General features: G+C 45.2%; 14 protein-coding genes. 1 reads left to right on the top strand and 13 read right to left on the bottom strand.

The features are described 5' to 3' along the window. Window positions 1–111: 111 nt before the first annotated feature. The 3 genes from R7Z77_RS05170 to guaB form a co-directional block, all read right to left on the bottom strand. Complete coding sequence (locus tag R7Z77_RS05170) at window positions 112–1,635, bottom strand: Na+/H+ antiporter NhaC family protein (RefSeq protein ID WP_064353653.1); 1,524 nt, start codon at window positions 1,633–1,635, stop codon at window positions 112–114. Between the two features lie 165 nt (window positions 1,636–1,800). Further along, entirely contained in the window at window positions 1,801–3,354 is a 1,554-nt protein-coding gene (gene guaA / locus R7Z77_RS05165) for a glutamine-hydrolyzing GMP synthase (protein ID WP_005381685.1), read from the bottom strand. 99 nt (window positions 3,355–3,453) lie between these two features. Beyond that, a complete protein-coding gene (gene guaB, locus R7Z77_RS05160; protein ID WP_042521181.1) occupies window positions 3,454–4,920 on the bottom strand; it encodes an IMP dehydrogenase in 1,467 nt (488 codons plus the stop codon). Window positions 4,921–5,151: 231 nt separating this feature from the next. Between guaB and xseA the strand changes: the two genes are divergently transcribed. Continuing rightward, complete coding sequence (gene xseA / locus R7Z77_RS05155) at window positions 5,152–6,483, top strand: exodeoxyribonuclease VII large subunit (RefSeq protein ID WP_136976154.1); 1,332 nt, start codon at window positions 5,152–5,154, stop codon at window positions 6,481–6,483. A 13-nt stretch (window positions 6,484–6,496) separates the two neighbouring features. Here the strand turns inward: xseA and R7Z77_RS05150 are convergent, their stop codons facing one another. From R7Z77_RS05150 to ndk, 10 genes are all read right to left on the bottom strand, one after another. Next, the gene (locus R7Z77_RS05150) at window positions 6,497–6,721 is read right to left on the bottom strand and encodes a zinc ribbon domain-containing protein (protein WP_031780210.1); all 225 of its coding nucleotides are present in this window, start codon (window positions 6,719–6,721) and stop codon (window positions 6,497–6,499) included. Window positions 6,722–7,030: 309 nt separating this feature from the next. Continuing rightward, window positions 7,031–7,906, bottom strand: coding sequence for an alanyl-tRNA editing protein (locus tag R7Z77_RS05145; protein ID WP_136976160.1), 876 nt, complete (start codon window positions 7,904–7,906; stop codon window positions 7,031–7,033). Window positions 7,907–7,965: 59 nt separating this feature from the next. After that, window positions 7,966–9,462 carry a ribosome biogenesis GTPase Der gene (gene der / locus R7Z77_RS05140; protein ID WP_005381694.1) on the bottom strand — a complete coding sequence of 499 codons (1,497 nt, stop codon included), beginning with the start codon at window positions 9,460–9,462 and terminating at the stop codon, window positions 7,966–7,968. Between the two features lie 167 nt (window positions 9,463–9,629). After that, window positions 9,630–10,790 carry an outer membrane protein assembly factor BamB gene (gene bamB, locus R7Z77_RS05135; protein WP_213967871.1) on the bottom strand — a complete coding sequence of 387 codons (1,161 nt, stop codon included), beginning with the start codon at window positions 10,788–10,790 and terminating at the stop codon, window positions 9,630–9,632. Between the two features lie 12 nt (window positions 10,791–10,802). Further along, window positions 10,803–11,417: a YfgM family protein gene (locus tag R7Z77_RS05130; RefSeq protein ID WP_005381697.1), complete on the bottom strand. Its 615-nt coding sequence runs from the start codon at window positions 11,415–11,417 to the stop codon at window positions 10,803–10,805. A 126-nt stretch (window positions 11,418–11,543) separates the two neighbouring features. Further along, window positions 11,544–12,812, bottom strand: coding sequence for a histidine--tRNA ligase (gene hisS, locus R7Z77_RS05125; protein WP_005381698.1), 1,269 nt, complete (start codon window positions 12,810–12,812; stop codon window positions 11,544–11,546). 26 nt (window positions 12,813–12,838) lie between these two features. Next, complete coding sequence (gene ispG / locus R7Z77_RS05120; RefSeq protein ID WP_005381699.1) at window positions 12,839–13,957, bottom strand: flavodoxin-dependent (E)-4-hydroxy-3-methylbut-2-enyl-diphosphate synthase; 1,119 nt, start codon at window positions 13,955–13,957, stop codon at window positions 12,839–12,841. Window positions 13,958–13,963: 6 nt separating this feature from the next. Next, complete coding sequence (gene rodZ / locus R7Z77_RS05115) at window positions 13,964–14,914, bottom strand: cytoskeleton protein RodZ (protein ID WP_005383707.1); 951 nt, start codon at window positions 14,912–14,914, stop codon at window positions 13,964–13,966. 435 nt (window positions 14,915–15,349) lie between these two features. Next, a complete protein-coding gene (locus tag R7Z77_RS05110) occupies window positions 15,350–16,477 on the bottom strand; it encodes a bifunctional tRNA (adenosine(37)-C2)-methyltransferase TrmG/ribosomal RNA large subunit methyltransferase RlmN (RefSeq protein ID WP_017633913.1) in 1,128 nt (375 codons plus the stop codon). A gap of 373 nt (window positions 16,478–16,850) precedes the next feature. After that, on the bottom strand, window positions 16,851–17,276 hold the full coding sequence (gene ndk, locus R7Z77_RS05105; RefSeq protein ID WP_042521171.1) for a nucleoside-diphosphate kinase: 426 nt from the start codon (window positions 17,274–17,276) through the stop codon (window positions 16,851–16,853). Window positions 17,277–17,345: the final 69 nt, after the last annotated feature.

The following is a 17,345-nucleotide window of genomic DNA, read 5'->3' as shown; positions in this document are numbered from 1 at the left end:
ACAAAATGAATAAATAGGTCCTCACACACATTTTGTCACAAGAAAAATGTTACCTTGACTCAAAAGAAAAGCGGAGACCCTGTGAGCCTCCGCTTTGTGATGTTTCTCTCTTTATTGATCTGCCGAAACCACCTCTAGCTTCGCGGTTGACTTTTGTTTAGACAGCACAAAATAAACCACACACTGAGAAATAATTGCGGCAAGCACAATCACTGGTGAGGCGTTGATTCCAGCTAAAAGAAAACACCCCAATGCGATCATTCCATTGAGTAATGCGTAAGGTAATTGTGTACGGAAGTGCTCATACTGTTCACACCCCGCTCCTGTCGACGACAAAATCGTAGTTTCAGAGATGGGAGAACAGTGATCGCCAAACAAGCCACCAGATAATACCGCACCAATACAAACCAACAGTGGTGCATCAATCGCGACGGCAGTTGGGATCACTAATGGCATCATGATGGCAAACGTCCCCCAAGATGATCCCGTAGCGAACGAGATAATACCGGCCAGTAAAAACGCAACCGCTGGCAATAACCAGTAAGGGAAACCGGCTTGAGCTTGTTCAGCAATGTATGCAGCTGCACCTAATTCTTTCCCAACCGAGCTAAGCGCCCAAGCCAATACCAGAATCACCGCCACTGACATCATGTTTGACATCCCTTTCAGATAAACCTGAATACCATCCGAAAGCTTTCTTACGCCATAAAACGCCATCAGCGCAATTAAAGTGAAGGCCGCGAAGAAATATGCAGAAGAAAGTGCAGCCCTAAACGTTGATCCTGCCACTTTTTGAAATGGAAAACCGTGTGGCACGAGGATGGTACATAGAACCACCAGCATAACGAGCAAAGGTGCCCATACAAAACTAGATTTTGCATTTTTATGCGTAAACACATTCATGGACTCCTGCACTTTCCCAAAGTCGGAGCCCTGCTCTGCTAGTTGCTCAGCCTTCGCCATCGGTCCGAAATCTAATTTGAAGAAAGAGACAATCGGCACAATCGCGATCGCAAGAAAGGCGTAAAACTGATACGGGATCGCACCAATGAAAGCATCCCAATCACTCATACTGACATTCAGGGCAGTAAACTCTTTTTGAATCAATCCCATGATGTAAACGCCCCATCCGATAAAAGGGATCAAGATTGCGACGGGAGAGGAAGTAGAGTCGATAATAAAAGCTAATTTTTGGCGTGATACTTTTAACTTATCAAATAAAGGGCGAAAAACAGGGCCAACAATCAGTGGTGTACCAAGGTCTGAGAAGAAAATAACCACACCACCGAACCATGCGGACAGTTGAGCTTGGCATTTACTCGCAACCCATTGAGTAACCTTTTTAGCAAACGCCACACCACCGCCAGATTTCTCCATCAAGGCAACAAAGCCACCAATAAAGACCAAGAGCAAAATGACGCCCGCATTGTAGCTGTCAGTTAATTGCGGCAGTAGATAGCTTTTCATCAATGCACTAAACGAGTCTAGTGGCCCTTTTTCGACAAATGTCCCTTCGAGCATAGCGACACCACTCACCACACCGGCGAATAAACCAACAACGACATTTCTTGTGGTCAGCGCGAGGAAAAGAGTAATAAGGATGGGAATGAGAGAGGTAACGTCAGCCTGTTCCATAGCAATACCATTTATGATAATCAAACAATTAAAATGAATATATATTTAATTTAACCGCATGTATATATCTCTCACGAAAAAGTTGAGCCTCCTCTTCACAAACTTGAAGTACAAAAAAACCAGCCCGAAGGCTGGTTCTTATAAACTCAACTGTCTAGAGGAAAATTATTCCCACTCGATAGTCGCTGGTGGCTTACCTGAAATGTCGTAAACAACACGAGAAATGCCATCAACTTCGTTGATAATACGGTTAGAAACCTTACCTAGGAAGTCATATGGTAGGTGTGCCCAATGAGCAGTCATGAAGTCGATAGTTTCTACCGCACGTAGAGACACAACCCAATCGTACTTACGACCATCGCCCATTACACCAACAGAACGTACAGGTAGGAATACCGTGAACGCTTGAGATACTTTGTTGTATAGATCAGCTGCGTGCAGTTCTTCAATAAAGATAGCATCAGCACGGCGTAGCAAGTCACAGTACTCTTTCTTGATTTCACCAAGAACACGAACACCTAGACCAGGACCTGGGAATGGGTGGCGGTAAAGCATGTTGTAAGGCAGGCCTAATTCTAGACCAATCTTACGAACTTCATCTTTGAACAGCTCACGTAGTGGCTCAACAAGACCCATTTCCATGTCATCTGGAAGACCGCCCACGTTGTGGTGCGATTTGATCACGTGCGCTTTACCAGTCTTAGATGCAGCTGACTCGATTACATCAGGATAAATCGTACCTTGAGCTAGCCATTTCGCGTTTTTCAGCTTCTTAGACTCTTCATCGAATACATCTACGAATACGTGACCGATAGTCTTACGCTTCTCTTCTGGGTCAGACTTGCCTTCAAGTGCTTTGAGGAAGCGTTCTTCAGCGTCAACTTTGATGATGTTCAAACCAAATTGGTCGCCGAACATATCCATTACTTGTTGACCTTCGTTTAGACGCAGTAGACCGTTATCAACAAATACACACGTTAGCTTGTCGCCGATTGCACGGTGAACCAGCATCGCAACTACCGATGAATCAACACCACCAGATAGACCTAGGATAACTTCGTCGTCACCCACTTGCTCTTTAATGCGAGCAACCGCGTCTTCGATGATAGATTCCGAAGTCCATAGACGCTCACAGCCACATACGCCAAGAACAAAGTTCTCAAGCATTTGTAGGCCACCTTTTGTGTGTGTCACTTCTGGGTGGAACTGAACACCGTAGTATTTCTTCTCTTCGTTCGCCATCGCAGCGTAAGGACAAGTGTCTGTCTCACCAACTTTTACGAAATCGGCTGGGATCTCTACTACTTTGTCGCCATGGCTCATCCAAACGTCTTGAGTTGCTTCAAGATCTTTAAATAGAGCACATTCACCAGAAACTTTAACCTGAGCGTAGCCAAACTCACGTTCGTTAGAGCCCGCCACTTTGCCTCCTAGCTGTTCCGCCATGGTTTGCATGCCGTAACATACGCCAAGCAAAGGAACACCAGAATCAAACACATATTGAGGCGCGCGTGGAGAGTTCTCTTCCGTTACGCTTTCTGGACCGCCAGATAGGATAATGCCATCTGGGTTGAATTCGCGAATATCCGCTTCTTCTACATCCCAGCTCCATAGTTCACAGTAAACGCCGATTTCACGTACGCGGCGTGCTACTAATTGAGTGTACTGAGAACCGAAGTCCAAGATCAGAATACGTTGGTCATGGATATTTTTAGTCATTTTGAGCAGTCTTTTTAAGGCTAAGTGATTAAAACCGAGGCGAGTGTACTCGCCTCTTCTTAATGCTTCAAGGAAAAAGCAAACGTTTCCGTTGGGTAATTAGTTCCCTAGACGGTAGTTCGGCGCTTCCTTAGTAATTTGAACATCGTGTACGTGAGATTCTTGCATACCTGCACCAGAGATACGTACAAATTCAGCTTTCGTACGCATATCTTCGATAGTTGCAGAACCAGTTAGACCCATGCTTGAACGTAGACCACCCATTTGTTGGTGTACGATCTCTTTTAGACGGCCTTTGTATGCGATACGACCTTCAATACCTTCTGGTACTAGCTTGTCCGCTGCGTTGTCAGACTGGAAGTAACGGTCAGAAGAACCTTGAGACATAGCACCAAGAGAACCCATGCCGCGGTAAGACTTGTAAGAACGGCCATTGTATAGAATCACTTCACCCGGCGCTTCTTCAGTACCAGCAAACATAGAACCAACCATCACACATGATGCGCCAGCTACGATTGCTTTACAGATATCACCTGAGAAACGGATACCACCGTCAGCAATAACCGGAATACCATAATCATTAGCCACTTCTGCCGCATCTGCGATTGCAGTGATTTGTGGAACTCCTACACCCGTTACAATACGAGTTGTACAGATAGAACCAGGGCCGATACCAACTTTCACTGCGCTTACGCCAGCTTCGATTAGTGCTTTAGCACCAGCACCTGTTGCTACGTTACCACCGATGATGTCTAGATCTGGGTAAGCTGCACGTGTTTCGCGAATGCGGTTTAGAACACCTTCAGAATGTCCGTGTGAAGAGTCGATAAGTAGAACGTCAACGCCTGCTTCAACTAGAGCAGCAACACGCTCTTCGTTACCAGCGCCAGCACCAACGGCTGCGCCAACACGTAGGCGACCACGCTCATCTTTACATGCGTTTGGTTTACGTTCTGCTTTGTGGAAGTCTTTCGCAGTAATCATACCGGTTAGTTGGAACTCATCATTCACAACCAATACTTTCTCTACACGAGCTTCGTGCATTTTCTCTTGCACTTCTTCTCGTGTTGCACCTTCTTTAACTGCTGCCAACTTCTCTTTTGGCGTCATTACTGAAGATACTTTCTTAGAAAGGTCCGTCACAAAACGAACGTCACGACCAGTGATAATACCAACAAGCTCATTGCTCTCAGTGACAACAGGGAAACCTGCAAAACCATGTTTTTCAGTGAGTGCAACAACATCAGCGATGGTCGCGTCAGGGTTTACAGTAACCGCGTCAGTCACCATACCAGCTTCGAACTTCTTAACTTTACGAACTTCGGCTGCCTGCTGCTCAATAGACATGTTCTTGTGGATAAAGCCAATGCCACCCTCTTGCGCTAGCGCAATCGCTAGACGAGCTTCAGTAACAGTGTCCATAGACGCTGAAATCATTGGGATGTTTAGGGTGATGTTCTTAGTCAACTGAGTGCGAAGATCAGCTGTGTTTGGGAGAACGGTGGAGTGAGCTGGCACGAGTAGTACGTCATCGAATGTCAGCGCTTCTTTGGCAATTCTTAGCATTTGCAATATCTCACAATTAGAGGAGTAAAAAGACAATCCAATCTCATCGTTTCGCATAATGAGGGTAACCAGTTTTAGGTTGTTGGCTACATTTGGATTAGATATTGCGGAGGGATTATACGGTTAACGCAATCGCTTGACCACAAGTTTTTTAATTTTTTTCTTGCAATTACCCCTTTGATATGTATTATATTGCCGCTAATTTCCATACTCACGTCTAAGAGATTAGCTGTGCTCTCCAAGACCAATCAAAACATCTTTACTGTTTCTCGTCTCAACGCAGAAGTTCGTTTACTCCTTGAAAACGAAATGGGGATCGTTTGGCTCGTCGGAGAGATATCCAACTTTTCAGCTCCTGTCTCTGGTCACTGGTACCTCACTCTTAAAGACTCTCGCGCTCAAGTTAAATGTGCCATGTTTCGTGGTAACAATCGCCGCGTTACTTTCAAGCCCGCTAACGGTAATCAAGTTCTAGTAAAAGCTCGTCTTTCTCTTTATGAGCCTCGCGGTGACTACCAATTGATCATCGAAAGCATGCAACCGGAAGGTGACGGCCGTCTTCAGCAAGAGTTTGAAGAGCTGAAAATGAAGCTTGCAGCAGAAGGGTTGTTCGCGCAAATCAATAAGCAATCTTTGCCTGAGCACCCTAAACGTGTTGGCGTCATCACATCGAAAACTGGTGCCGCGCTTTACGATATCTTAGACGTATTGAAACGTCGTGATCCTTCCCTACCTGTTGTGATTTATCCGACAGTGGTACAAGGTGAGGACGCAGCCATTCAAATTGCACAAGCCATTGGTCGCGCTAACAGCCGTGATGAATGTGATGTGCTAATTGTGGGCCGAGGTGGTGGTTCATTAGAAGACTTATGGTGCTTTAACAACGAGATATTAGCTCGCACGATTGCAGCAAGCCAAATTCCTATTATTAGCGCCGTTGGACATGAAGTTGACGTGACAATAGCTGATTTTGTCGCCGACGTACGCGCGCCTACTCCATCAGCAGCCGCTGAGCTAGTAAGCCGTGATAACAGCCACAAAGATCAAGCTTTAGTTACCCGCCAGCATAAGTTAGCGAGCGCGATGCGTTACTACCTAGCACAACAAAAGCAGCAATCTGCTCAATTAGTGCACCGTCTAGAGAGACAGCACCCAAGCTATCGCTTGCAACGTCAGACGCAACAGTTAGATGAGTTGGACATGCGCTTAAAGCGAGCGATGAGTCGTTTTATTGCCTTGCGTCAACAGCGAATCGAGCGTCAACATTATCGGCTGCAATTAAATTCTCCTGTAACACGCCTTGCCGAGCAGAAGTCGAAGCTAGAACGTGTTGAGCAAAAGCTCATGGATGCAATGGATCGCAAATTACTGACTATGCGCCATCAACTCGCGATTGCCGCAGAAAAGTTAGACACCGTCAGCCCACTAGCGACATTGAAACGAGGTTACTCAATTACTCAAACTGAGCAAGGTAAAGTGATTACTCAATCTTCAGATGTAAAATCGGGAGATGTATTGATTACTCGATTAGCCGAAGGCGACGTTCGCTCTACCGTTAACTGAATACAAACTCTGGTTAACTGATTTTCTGGAACTCAAATCGGACACGTGATTTTGACTTGAGTTCATTACACACATTGCAAAAGTAACTCGCAGCACCGCATGCTTGCAGCTTCTCCAGCTCCGCCTCACAATCAGGGCAAAAACCTACTTTTTTAAAATCCGATTCACACTGTTCACAATGGTATTGTCCTGTCCATTCCAGTTCGACATTGCAAGTCGGGCAAATGTTCTGCTGCATATCCCGTTCCTCTCTCTAAACTAAGCAATTTCGAGTAACGCATGCTACTCAAAATAACGAACAAGTATGTTGATCTTCATCACCGCCCTAACAAGTTTCACGAGGCGATAACCATACTTGATACGTAGGATCTTATACTGATCGTCTGATATTTACTCCTTGATCAGCGATCACCCCTTAAAAGAATATTTATATAACCACACACCGAAAGCATAAGTTACATATTCTGCATTCCAATTTAAGGAAGAATAAAAAACCTTATAGTAATTTAATTAAACGAAAAATTAGAATTTAATAAAAAGATCTTATTCAGAAAGCAGTGTTTACATTGGTGTGCATTTCGATAGTTTGAGCGTCGAGCTCAACGAGTTTAACTTGGATAAAAGCAAACTCATTTAAATGGCTCGCATGCGTTCCACCACAAGGGATTACCGCTAATTGACCTTCCCCTAAATCGCACTTCCAATAGCGAGAATCCGTTAATCTATCGCCGTGGCATTCCATGGTGATCATCGCATCTCTTTGAAGCCATTCAACCAGTTGGCCATTCACTTTTTCTGCAATCGCCTGGAGGTCATTCAGCATATCTGCACTGTTTAATCCTCTTTTACGGAGTGTTTTGCCTAAACGGTACGTATCGAGGCACTTGTCTGGAGTGACATAACTAGTAACTTGCGCATAGCTATTAAAGTCATAATAACCATGTGGGTCTTTGCGGTCTGCGTCTTTTCGCCAATAGTCTTCCGATAGTACTTTATTCAACGCCAAATACGCTAAGTGTCCTGCAGTGTGGCCTCGACTCACAGCATTTTGATAGTCTTTATCTACCGCTAATGTTACCAAGTCATTAATTGCAAATGATTCCGTACGTGATAAAACATGCACGACGACAAACACCCAACCTTCAGCATCACGCTTTACAGGGATGTCACTACCCACATACAAAGCACCACTCTCCTGCTCCACTGCTCCAACTTGGCAATCTACTACGTCATGCTCAGACCCATTCACCTTCAACGTTCCTTTATCTGCAGGGTGATCCGGCCATATGTGACTAACGGGATGGAACGGCGTGACATCTGTAATAACGTAAGTCACTTCTTCCGTAGATTGAACGAGCTGTATTTGTGCTTCTAATTGCCATGTTTGATGACAAAAACGAGTCTTTGTTGCTGTGATAGTCATTTTTACGATTACTTTTGATAAAAAAATACCCAAGTAGAAACTTGGGTATTCGAATTTCATTATTTATTGCGGTTTTTCACCATCGACATCATACGCTTACGTTTACGCTCTTGTGATAGCGTAAGCTTATTCGTACGGTTCTCGTATGGGTTATCACTGTTGTGGAAGTTAATGCGAATCGGTGTTCCCATAATTTCCAGAGACTTACGGAAGTAGTTCATCAGATAACGTTTATACGAATCTGGCAATTCACGAACCATGTTACCGTGGATAACAACGATCGGTGGGTTGTAACCACCTGCGTGTGCGTACTTGAGTTTGATACGACGACCACGAACCATTGGCGGCTGGTGATCATCCACTGCCATCTTCATGATACGCGTCAGTACTGACGTACCCACGCGCGTTGTCGCCGAGTTATATGCTTCTTGGATAGATTCAAACAAGTGACCAACGCCAGTACCGTGCAGCGCAGAGATAAAGTGGATACGCGCGAAGTCGACGAATCCTAGACGGCGGTCCAGTTCTTTCTTCACGCTTTCTTTCACGTCACTGTCTAGACCATCCCACTTGTTAACGGCGATGACAATTGAGCGGCCAGCATTCAGTGCAAAACCAAGCAAGCTTAGGTCTTGGTCTGAAATATTTTCACGTGCATCAATCACCAGTAGAACGACGTTTGCATCTTCTACCGCTTTCAGCGTCTTAACAACAGAGAACTTTTCAACCGTTTCATTGATACGACCACGACGACGAACACCTGCGGTGTCAATTAGTACGTATTCGCGTCCATCACGTTCCATCGGGATGTAGATAGAATCGCGCGTTGTACCTGGCATATCGTATACAACTACACGTTCTTCACCCAGAATACGGTTAGTCAGTGTCGATTTACCTACGTTAGGACGACCGATGATCGCCAACTTAATCGGCTGCTCTTGAAGGCGCTTGAATTCAGCTTCTGCGTCTTCTTCAGTGTAATCTTCAACAAGAGGCTCTTCGTCTTCGAATCCAGTCAGGTCTTCAATCTCACCGTCTTCAGATTCACTTGTTAATAGATCATCAAAGAATGGAGATAAAGCACGCTCAAGCAAAGCGGTCACACCACGGCCATGAGCAGCCGCAATCTGGTACATATCATCCACTCCGAGCTGCCAAAAATCAGCACACGCCGCATCGGCATCAATACCATCGATTTTGTTTACTACCAGCATCGCTGGCTTTTCAATTTTACGCAGATGCGCAGCAATTGCTTCATCTGAAGGTGTCAGACCAGCACGACCGTCAACAAGGAACAATACAACATCAGCCTCATCAATCGCGGCTAATGACTGTTCTGCCATCTTTGTTTCCACGCCTTCTTCTGTGCCATCGATACCACCAGTATCAATCACAATGAATTCGTGCTCTTCACCAAGTCTCGCCTGGCCATATTTACGGTCTCGCGTTAGGCCTGGAAAGTCCGCAACCAACGCGTCACGAGTGCGAGTCAATCGGTTAAATAGTGTAGATTTACCTACGTTCGGACGCCCTACTAGAGCTACAACAGGTACCATAACAACCTCTACAATAATCTTTCTTCTGTAGTTATAGGTAACGACTTGCTCGATGCCAAATCAAACCAGCTTTTTACCTATAACCACGTCAGGGTTAATAAATTCAAACAACAAAACGGCTCCTAGCTGTCACCAGCCAGGAGCCGAATGTGAATTATATCACGATATTATTCGTTAATGGTTAGTTTCTTTACATCGCCGTTGCGAGTTGTAATCACATAACCATCCGACAATAACGTCGGGCCAACAGCCAAGCCGCTATCATCGACAAACTGCTGCGCAACAAATTCGCCCGTTGAACGATCCATCCAGTGAAGGTAACCAAGCGTGTCACCGACAACGAGATAATTGCCAACAATAACTGGCGCTGTAAGTTGTCGGTGCTCAAGCAAGCTGTTTTCCCACAACTCAGTTCCGCTTCGTGAATCAACGGCAACAACATGATCTTTTTCCGTTATCACAAAGATGCGACTACCATCTGTAGAAATGTCTGTCGCAGATGAGTAATTACGCTTCCAAATCGGGTTCGCTGAACGCAAGTCAATAGCGATAAGTGGGCCATTGTATCCAATGGTGAAAAGAGTACCGCCTAGCACAATTGGCGATGAATCAACGTCAACCAAACGATCAATTTCTGTCGCGCCTTTTGGCGTACCAACAGGCTGTTGCCAAATCAACTGACCACGCTCAACGATAGCAGCTGCGAGTCGGCCATTTGCCGTTCCCCAAAATACACCGCCACCAATTGCAGTCGGAGTACTGTCGCCACGTAAAGTTAAGTTCGGCACTTCTGTACTCAATGCCCAGCGTTGCTCACCTGTACTCTCATTAAGGGCAATCAACATGCCTCGGCTAGTATTGATGATAATAAGGCCTGAATCTGCAACTGGCTTCGCCAGTACCTCACCACCAACTTTGACACGCCAAACAATTTCACCTGTTTCTTGGTCAAGAGAGATGACTTCACCATTCTCAGAGCCAATGTAAAGGTTTCCGTATGCCGCTGTGATACCACCAGAGAGACGAGCAATGACATCTTCTTCTAGGTCCGTTTGCCAACGTTGTTTACCGTTTTCAGGATCCAGCGCTTTTACTAAGCCATCACGACTTGCCACGAACAATGTATCATTCGCAAATACAGGGGATAGTTTTGAAAAGTAATGACCAACACCATCGCCAACCGATGTGCTCCACTCACTACTGGTTGTAAACTGACTGTCTACCTGAGGTAGTGGCGCCATTACAATGGTGTCTTTCTCACCTGCACAACCGACAAGTACTCCCATTGTTAACGCCCCTAGCAAGGCTTTCTTAAAGACTCTTTTCATCCAATGCGGTCCTTATTTCGCCAGATCGTCCAATTTCATTTGTAGTGTCGGGCTTGCATCTGCCGCTTGCTGAGCTTCAGTATACGCAGCGTACGCAGCATCTTTGTCACCTTGGCGAATCGCAATATCGCCACGAAGTTCAGCAATACGACCTGTCCATGCTGTATCAGTGACGTTACTTAGCTCTGCCGTTGCAGCGTCGAAGTTACCCATTTCCGTCTCAATACGCGCAATGCGGTAACTAATCAATGGTAACAACGCAGCATCTTGAGTGTTGCTTTGCGCCCACTTCAGTTGCTCCAATGCAGCAGAAAGGTCTTGAGCTTCAACTTGTGCTTTAGCAAGTTGTAGCGCAGCCAATACTGAATATTCTTTTACTTCATTTGACTCAATGAAAGCTTTCACGTCAGCTTGAGCATCAGTGCCTTTGTCTTGCAAAGCATTCATTGCTGTCGTGTAGCTTTGAGAAGCTGCTTCACTCGCCTGAATCACAGAATCCTGGTAGTAACGCCAGCCGAATAGACCACCTAAACCAACAACCGCACCGATGATGACGGCTTTGCCGTTTTCCTTCCACCAGTCTTTAATGGCTTCAACTTGTTGTTCTTCAGTATCGTAAAGTTCCACTTCCTGTCCTCTTAAAACATGTAAATGGCAGCTTAGCTGCCATTGTTCCTATTTCGTTTAAAGGCTCCACATTTGGGAGCCTTAGCTTACGAACTAGGATGTAATTTTGTTAGATTACTAAAAGACTTAAATCAGTGCTGCGATCTTTTCTGCAACTTCTGCTTGGTTGTAAGTCTCTTGCTCACCACCAGCTAAGTCTTTCAGTACTACGGTATTATCCGCAACTTCGTTTTCGCCCAGAACCAATGCTACAACAGCACCAACTTTGTCTGCGCGTTTAAACTGTTTCTTGAAGTTACCGCCACCGAAGTGATTCATCACACGAACGCCTGGAACAGACTCGCGAAGCTGTTCTGCTAGCTTCATTCCTGCCATCATGGTGCCTTCACCCGCTGTGACTACGTACACGTCAACACTGCGACGAACGTCTGTCAGTTCCAACGTTTCTAGCATCAGTACTAGACGCTCTAGGCCCATTGCAAAGCCAACCGCTGGTGTTGGTTTACCACCTAATTGCTCTACAAGGCCATCGTAACGACCACCGCCACATACAGTGCCTTGAGCACCTAGGCTCTCAGTGATCCACTCAAATACCGTGCGATTGTAGTAATCCAGACCACGAACTAGACGTTCGTTAACTGTGTATTTGATACCTGCGGCGTCTAAAAGTTCACATAGACCTGCGAAGTGTGCTTTAGACTCTTCACCCAAGTAATCTGAAAGGCGAGGTGCATCACCTAAAATAGCTTGAACGTCTGGGTTCTTCGTATCCAGAACACGCAGTGGATTCGTGTGCATGCGACGCTTACAATCTTCGTCTAGCACATCAATATGTTGCTCAAGGAATGCAACCAGTGCAGTACGGTAGTCTGCGCGGTCTTCTTGAGAACCGATAGAGTTCAGCTCAAGACGGACATGCTCATTGATACCTAGCTCACGCCATAGACGCGCCGTCATCATGATAAGCTCTGCATCAACATCTGGACCATTTAGACCAAACACCTCAACACCACACTGGTGGAATTGACGGTAACGACCTTTCTGCGGACGTTCATGGCGGAACATAGGCCCCATGTACCACAGACGCTGTTCATCACGGTTGATAAGGCTGTTTTGAATACATGAACGTACACAACCCGCCGTACCTTCAGGGCGAAGTGTTAGGCTGTCGCCGTTACGGTCATCAAAGGTGTACATTTCTTTTGAAACGACGTCTGTTTCTTCACCAACAGCGCGGCTGAATAGGTTTGTTTCTTCAACGATTGGCATGCGCACTTCGTTATAACCGTATGCGCTAATTACATTTTTCACTGTGTTTTCTAGTTTTTGCCACAGTGGCGACTGAGTTGGGAGGCAATCGTTCATGCCTCGAATTGCTTGAATTGTTTTTGCCACAATACTTACCGTAATTCTCGTTGAGATTAATCTTGTACTTTAACTTCGATGCGGTTTTCGCCATTCATCATAGCTGCTTTCGCACGGATCTTAGCTTCTAGCTTATTCACAAGGTCATCGTTATCAAAGCGCTCTTTCTGGCGTTTACCATCTTCGTAGAATGCGCTCTTCTTGTTACTACCTGCTAGACCTAAGTGAGAAACTTCTGCTTCACCAGGGCCGTTTACCACACAACCGATGATAGACACATCCATTGGCGTGATGATGTCTTCTAAACGTTGCTCCAGTGCATTCACCGTACCAATCACATCGAATTCTTGGCGTGAGCAGCTTGGGCACGCAATAAAGTTGATGCCTCGAGAGCGAATGCGCAGAGATTTAAGGATGTCGAAACCGACTTTGATTTCTTCAACTGGATCGGCAGCCAAAGAGATACGCAGCGTATCGCCTATCCCTTCAGATAACAGCATACCTAAGCCAACAGATGACTTAACAGCGCCAGCTCGAGCACCACCCGCCTCTGTGATACCTAAATGAAGAGGCTGATCGATTTTCTTCGCCAGCAGACGATATGAATCCACCGCAAGAAAAACGTCTGAAGCTTTCACGCTAACTTTAAATTGGTCAAAGTTAAGACGATCGAGATGATCTACGTGACGCATCGCCGATTCAACCAAGGCTTCTGGCGTAGGCTCACCGTATTTCATCTGTAGATCTTTTTCCAAAGATCCACCATTGACACCAATACGGATCGGGATATTTTTATCGCGAGCGCAATCAACAACAGCGCGAATGCGCTCTTCATTGCCGATGTTACCTGGGTTGATACGTAAACAGTCAACTCCGTACTCCGCCACTTTCAGCGCGATACGATAGTCGAAATGAATATCAGCCACTAATGGTACAGAAACTTGCTGTTTAATCAGTTTGAAAGCTTCTGCTGCGTCCATCGTAGGTACAGAAACTCGAACGATATCTGCGCCGACTTTTTCTAGTGCTCGGATTTGAGCGACTGTCGCTTCTACGTCAGTCGTGCGAGTGTTAGTCATTGACTGTACTGCAATTGGCGCACCATCACCAATTGGCACATCACCCACATAAATACGCGTCGATTTACGACGAATAATTGGAGATTCGTGTTGCATAATTTTTTATAACGGTAGAGTGAATCTAGCTACTTTGCCTGAAGTATACCCAGAAAGGTCGACAGGTTCACTTGCAAATGTCATTGTAACCCCTTCCGGTGCGCCTAATATCACTTTAAATGGCGCTTTTCCGGTAAGTTCTACATCTTGTCCTGGCTTATGAGTACCACTTACCAGCGTTTTACCATTGGTGTCTTTTACTTGAATCCAACAGTCCGCTTTAAACTTCATAGTAAGAAGTGTCATGCCTTCAGGTACTACTGGCGCAGGCTGTTCCTCTTCCGCCGCTTCAATCACGGCAACAGGTTCTTCAGAATCTACGCTTGTTGTATTTTCAGTTTCAGTCAGCAAAGGATCCGCCCCTTGCTCAACGGGTGCTTCAGTCAATTCAGCAACACCTTCATTAGTTGAAGCAACTTCTTCAGGAGTGCTTGCGATTAACTCTTCAGCCGTCATCAAATCGATATCAGCTAATTCTTGAGCAGTGGGCTGCGGCGCTTCAACACTTGAATCCGTTACTTCCTTAGTTAGGCTATTCTCTTGTTGGTTTTGCCACCACCATGCAGCTGAAATGCCAATAATGACTAGCCCGATAACCCAAGTAAGGAGCATAATACGGCTATTGTGCTTCTCGTCTTTTGTTTTACGAGAGAAGCTTTGCATTTCAATTTCTTGCTCTTGAGGCTGAGCATCGGCAGTCTGCTCTAACGCCGTCAAAACCACCTTCTCATCAAGACCTACGAATTTAGCGTAAGAGCGTAAGTAACCACGCGTAAATGTCGCGACTTGTTGAGATTCAAATCGGTTATTTTCAATATCTTCAATCACAGAAATGCGAAGCCTCAGGCGGTCGGCAACTTGCTTTTGGCTCATTCCCAAGGATTCACGTTTGTTTTTCAGTAATGTGCCAGCTTCAATAGAGAGTGGCACTTCATTCGTATTTTCGTGTTCTGTCATAATGGCGGTATTTAATCTGTTTTAGTGGCTAACGTGGTCATGTATTTTCGTTATTGTTCTTAAGCCTCTTTAAAGATAGCTAGCCAAAACGCGTTAACCAAAAATAATAATTTTAAGAAACTCTCAGCGATCTGAGTGCGAATACCCGTTTTGCAAAAATCAGCAAAACGTATGTGAGAAAGTGCTGAGAATTATCGGTGTCATCGTTAGTGTTACATATCATGATAAGCGAATGCGCAACGAAGACAAAAACTCTTTACACTCAAACTAACAGATAGCTCAAGCTTTTGTCCAAACTTTGACAAAGGAATTCGAAATTATACCCAAATAACCTTAGGTTGAAGAGTGATAGTCCCAAATCTTGGCGAAAATGTCCTAAACAATAAACAAAATAGCCAGAGCGAATGGCTCTGGCTATTTTTGAATTCCGGTCGTTTATACAGCTTTCACTTCAATGGTATCAGCACCGCGTGACGCTTTCAGCATTGCCGTACGTTTAGTTCGGTCAATTACATCACCGACCAACTGACCACATGCGGCATCAATGTCATCACCACGTGTTTTACGAACCGTAACTGTGTGCTCGTATTGCATCAATGTTTTTTGGAAGCGATCAATACGTGAGTTACTTGGTTTCTTGTAAGGTGAACCTGGGTACGGGTTAAACGGAATCAAGTTAATCTTACATGGTGTGTCTTTCATCAATTCAGCCAGCTCGCGTGCATGGTCCATGTCATCGTTCACATGATCAAGCAACACGTACTCGACTGTTACCTTGCCACGGTTTGCATTCGATGAAGCAATGTAACGACGAACGGATGCTAGGAAATCTTGAATATCCCAACGATCGTTAATTGGCATAATTTCACTACGCAGCTTATCGTTTGGCGCATGAAGAGAGATCGCTAACGCAACGTCGATTTTGCCCGTCATCTGATCAAGACCAGAAACGACACCTGATGTTGATACGGTTACGCGACGCTTCGACAAACCAAAGCCAAGGTCATCCAGCATTAACTCCAATGCAGGAATCAAGTTCTTCATATTAAGAAGCGGCTCACCCATGCCCATCATCACGACGTTCGTAATTGGGCGACGGCCTGTTTCTTTCTCAAGACCAATTTCACGTGCAGCACGCCACACCTGACCGATTATCTCTGAAACTTTCAAGTTACGGTTAAAGCCCTGCTGTGCTGTTGAGCAGAACTTACATTCCAATGCACAACCTACTTGAGAAGATACACAAAGCGTTGCGCGATCATCTTCTGGAATGTAAACCGTTTCTACATCCTGATCACCAACCTTCATTGCCCACTTGATCGTGCCGTCTGAAGAATGCTGGGCTTCTGCTACAGTTGGTGCTTTAATTTCACACTTGTGTAAAAGCTTTTCGCGCAGCTTCTTGTTGATGTTTGTCATTTTTTCGAAGTCATCGACACCGAAATGGTAGATCCACTTCATAACCTGATCGGCACGAAACGCTTTCTCGCCAAGTTCTTCCGCGAAAAACTGACGCATGCCTTTGCGATCAAAGTCGAGTAGATTGATTTTTTCAGTGGTCATGTTGCCTCTCAATGACTGAAACAAGAATAAGGGCGCGAATTGTACAGCCTTTATGCAGCTACAACAAGGGGTGTAAGACCCTGAGTTTGCTAAGGCATTAAAATAAAAACGATTAAATTTTAAACAGACTTTGCGGTGAGAATAATGATTAGACAACCGACAGCAAAAGCGTAGAAGTGATACAGAGAAAACAGTGAGAACAAACACACTTAACTAAGCTTTCCCCCCTGTAAGATGCTCAGATTAGCCAACGTCTTCGCGAATAATTACGAATGAACTCGCCGGTGAAATGGAGAACGCGGAATAAAAAACCTCGGACAAATCCGAGGTTGTTACGAACTAGATCATCACGCAAAAGTGATGCATGAACGAGTTAGCGAGAGAAAACTTCTGATTCAGGGAAGAAAAACTCAATTTCACGAGCGGCAGACTCAGGGCTATCGGAACCATGAACTGAATTGTGACGCATGCTGAGTGCGTAATCAGCACGCAAAGTGCCGCATGCCGCTTCCTCTGGGTTGGTTTTACCCATTAGCTCGCGGTAACGTGCAATCGCATTTTCACCTTCCAATACCTGAACCATAATAGGACCAGATGTCATGAACTCTTTTAGAGGAGGGAAAAACTCTTTACCTTCATGCTCTGCATAAAAGCCGCTTGCCTGATCTTCTGTCAGGTGAACCATTTTGGCAGCGATGATACGTAGGCCAGCCTTTTCAATACGATTGTAGATTTCACCAATTAGGTTTCGCTCTACAGCATCAGGCTTAATGATTGAAAATGTTCTTTCTAGAGCCATAAAATTTCCTTTCTGTACTTGTAATAATAGTTGTGCTTTTAAAGTGACTTACTGGGTAAGAGCAGCACT

This window comes from Vibrio sp. 1401 (genome assembly GCF_033340295.1).
Note: the sequence above shows the minus strand (reverse complement) of the source record. Positions and strands in the feature narration are given on the sequence as shown.

Coding starts and splice junctions, on each gene's coding strand:
- guaA (WP_005381685.1), bottom strand. CDS start 3,354: ATGACTAAAAATATCCATGACCAACGTATTCTGATCTTGGACTTCGGT.
- guaB (WP_042521181.1), bottom strand. CDS start 4,920: ATGCTAAGAATTGCCAAAGAAGCGCTGACATTCGATGACGTACTACTC.
- bamB (WP_213967871.1), bottom strand. CDS start 10,790: ATGAAAAGAGTCTTTAAGAAAGCCTTGCTAGGGGCGTTAACAATGGGA.
- R7Z77_RS05110 (WP_017633913.1), bottom strand. CDS start 16,477: ATGACCACTGAAAAAATCAATCTACTCGACTTTGATCGCAAAGGCATG.
- R7Z77_RS05170 (WP_064353653.1), bottom strand. CDS start 1,635: ATGGAACAGGCTGACGTTACCTCTCTCATTCCCATCCTTATTACTCTT.
- ndk (WP_042521171.1), bottom strand. CDS start 17,276: ATGGCTCTAGAAAGAACATTTTCAATCATTAAGCCTGATGCTGTAGAG.
- R7Z77_RS05150 (WP_031780210.1), bottom strand. CDS start 6,721: ATGCAGCAGAACATTTGCCCGACTTGCAATGTCGAACTGGAATGGACA.
- R7Z77_RS05145 (WP_136976160.1), bottom strand. CDS start 7,906: ATGACTATCACAGCAACAAAGACTCGTTTTTGTCATCAAACATGGCAA.
- ispG (WP_005381699.1), bottom strand. CDS start 13,957: ATGCAACACGAATCTCCAATTATTCGTCGTAAATCGACGCGTATTTAT.
- rodZ (WP_005383707.1), bottom strand. CDS start 14,914: ATGACAGAACACGAAAATACGAATGAAGTGCCACTCTCTATTGAAGCT.
- der (WP_005381694.1), bottom strand. CDS start 9,462: ATGGTACCTGTTGTAGCTCTAGTAGGGCGTCCGAACGTAGGTAAATCT.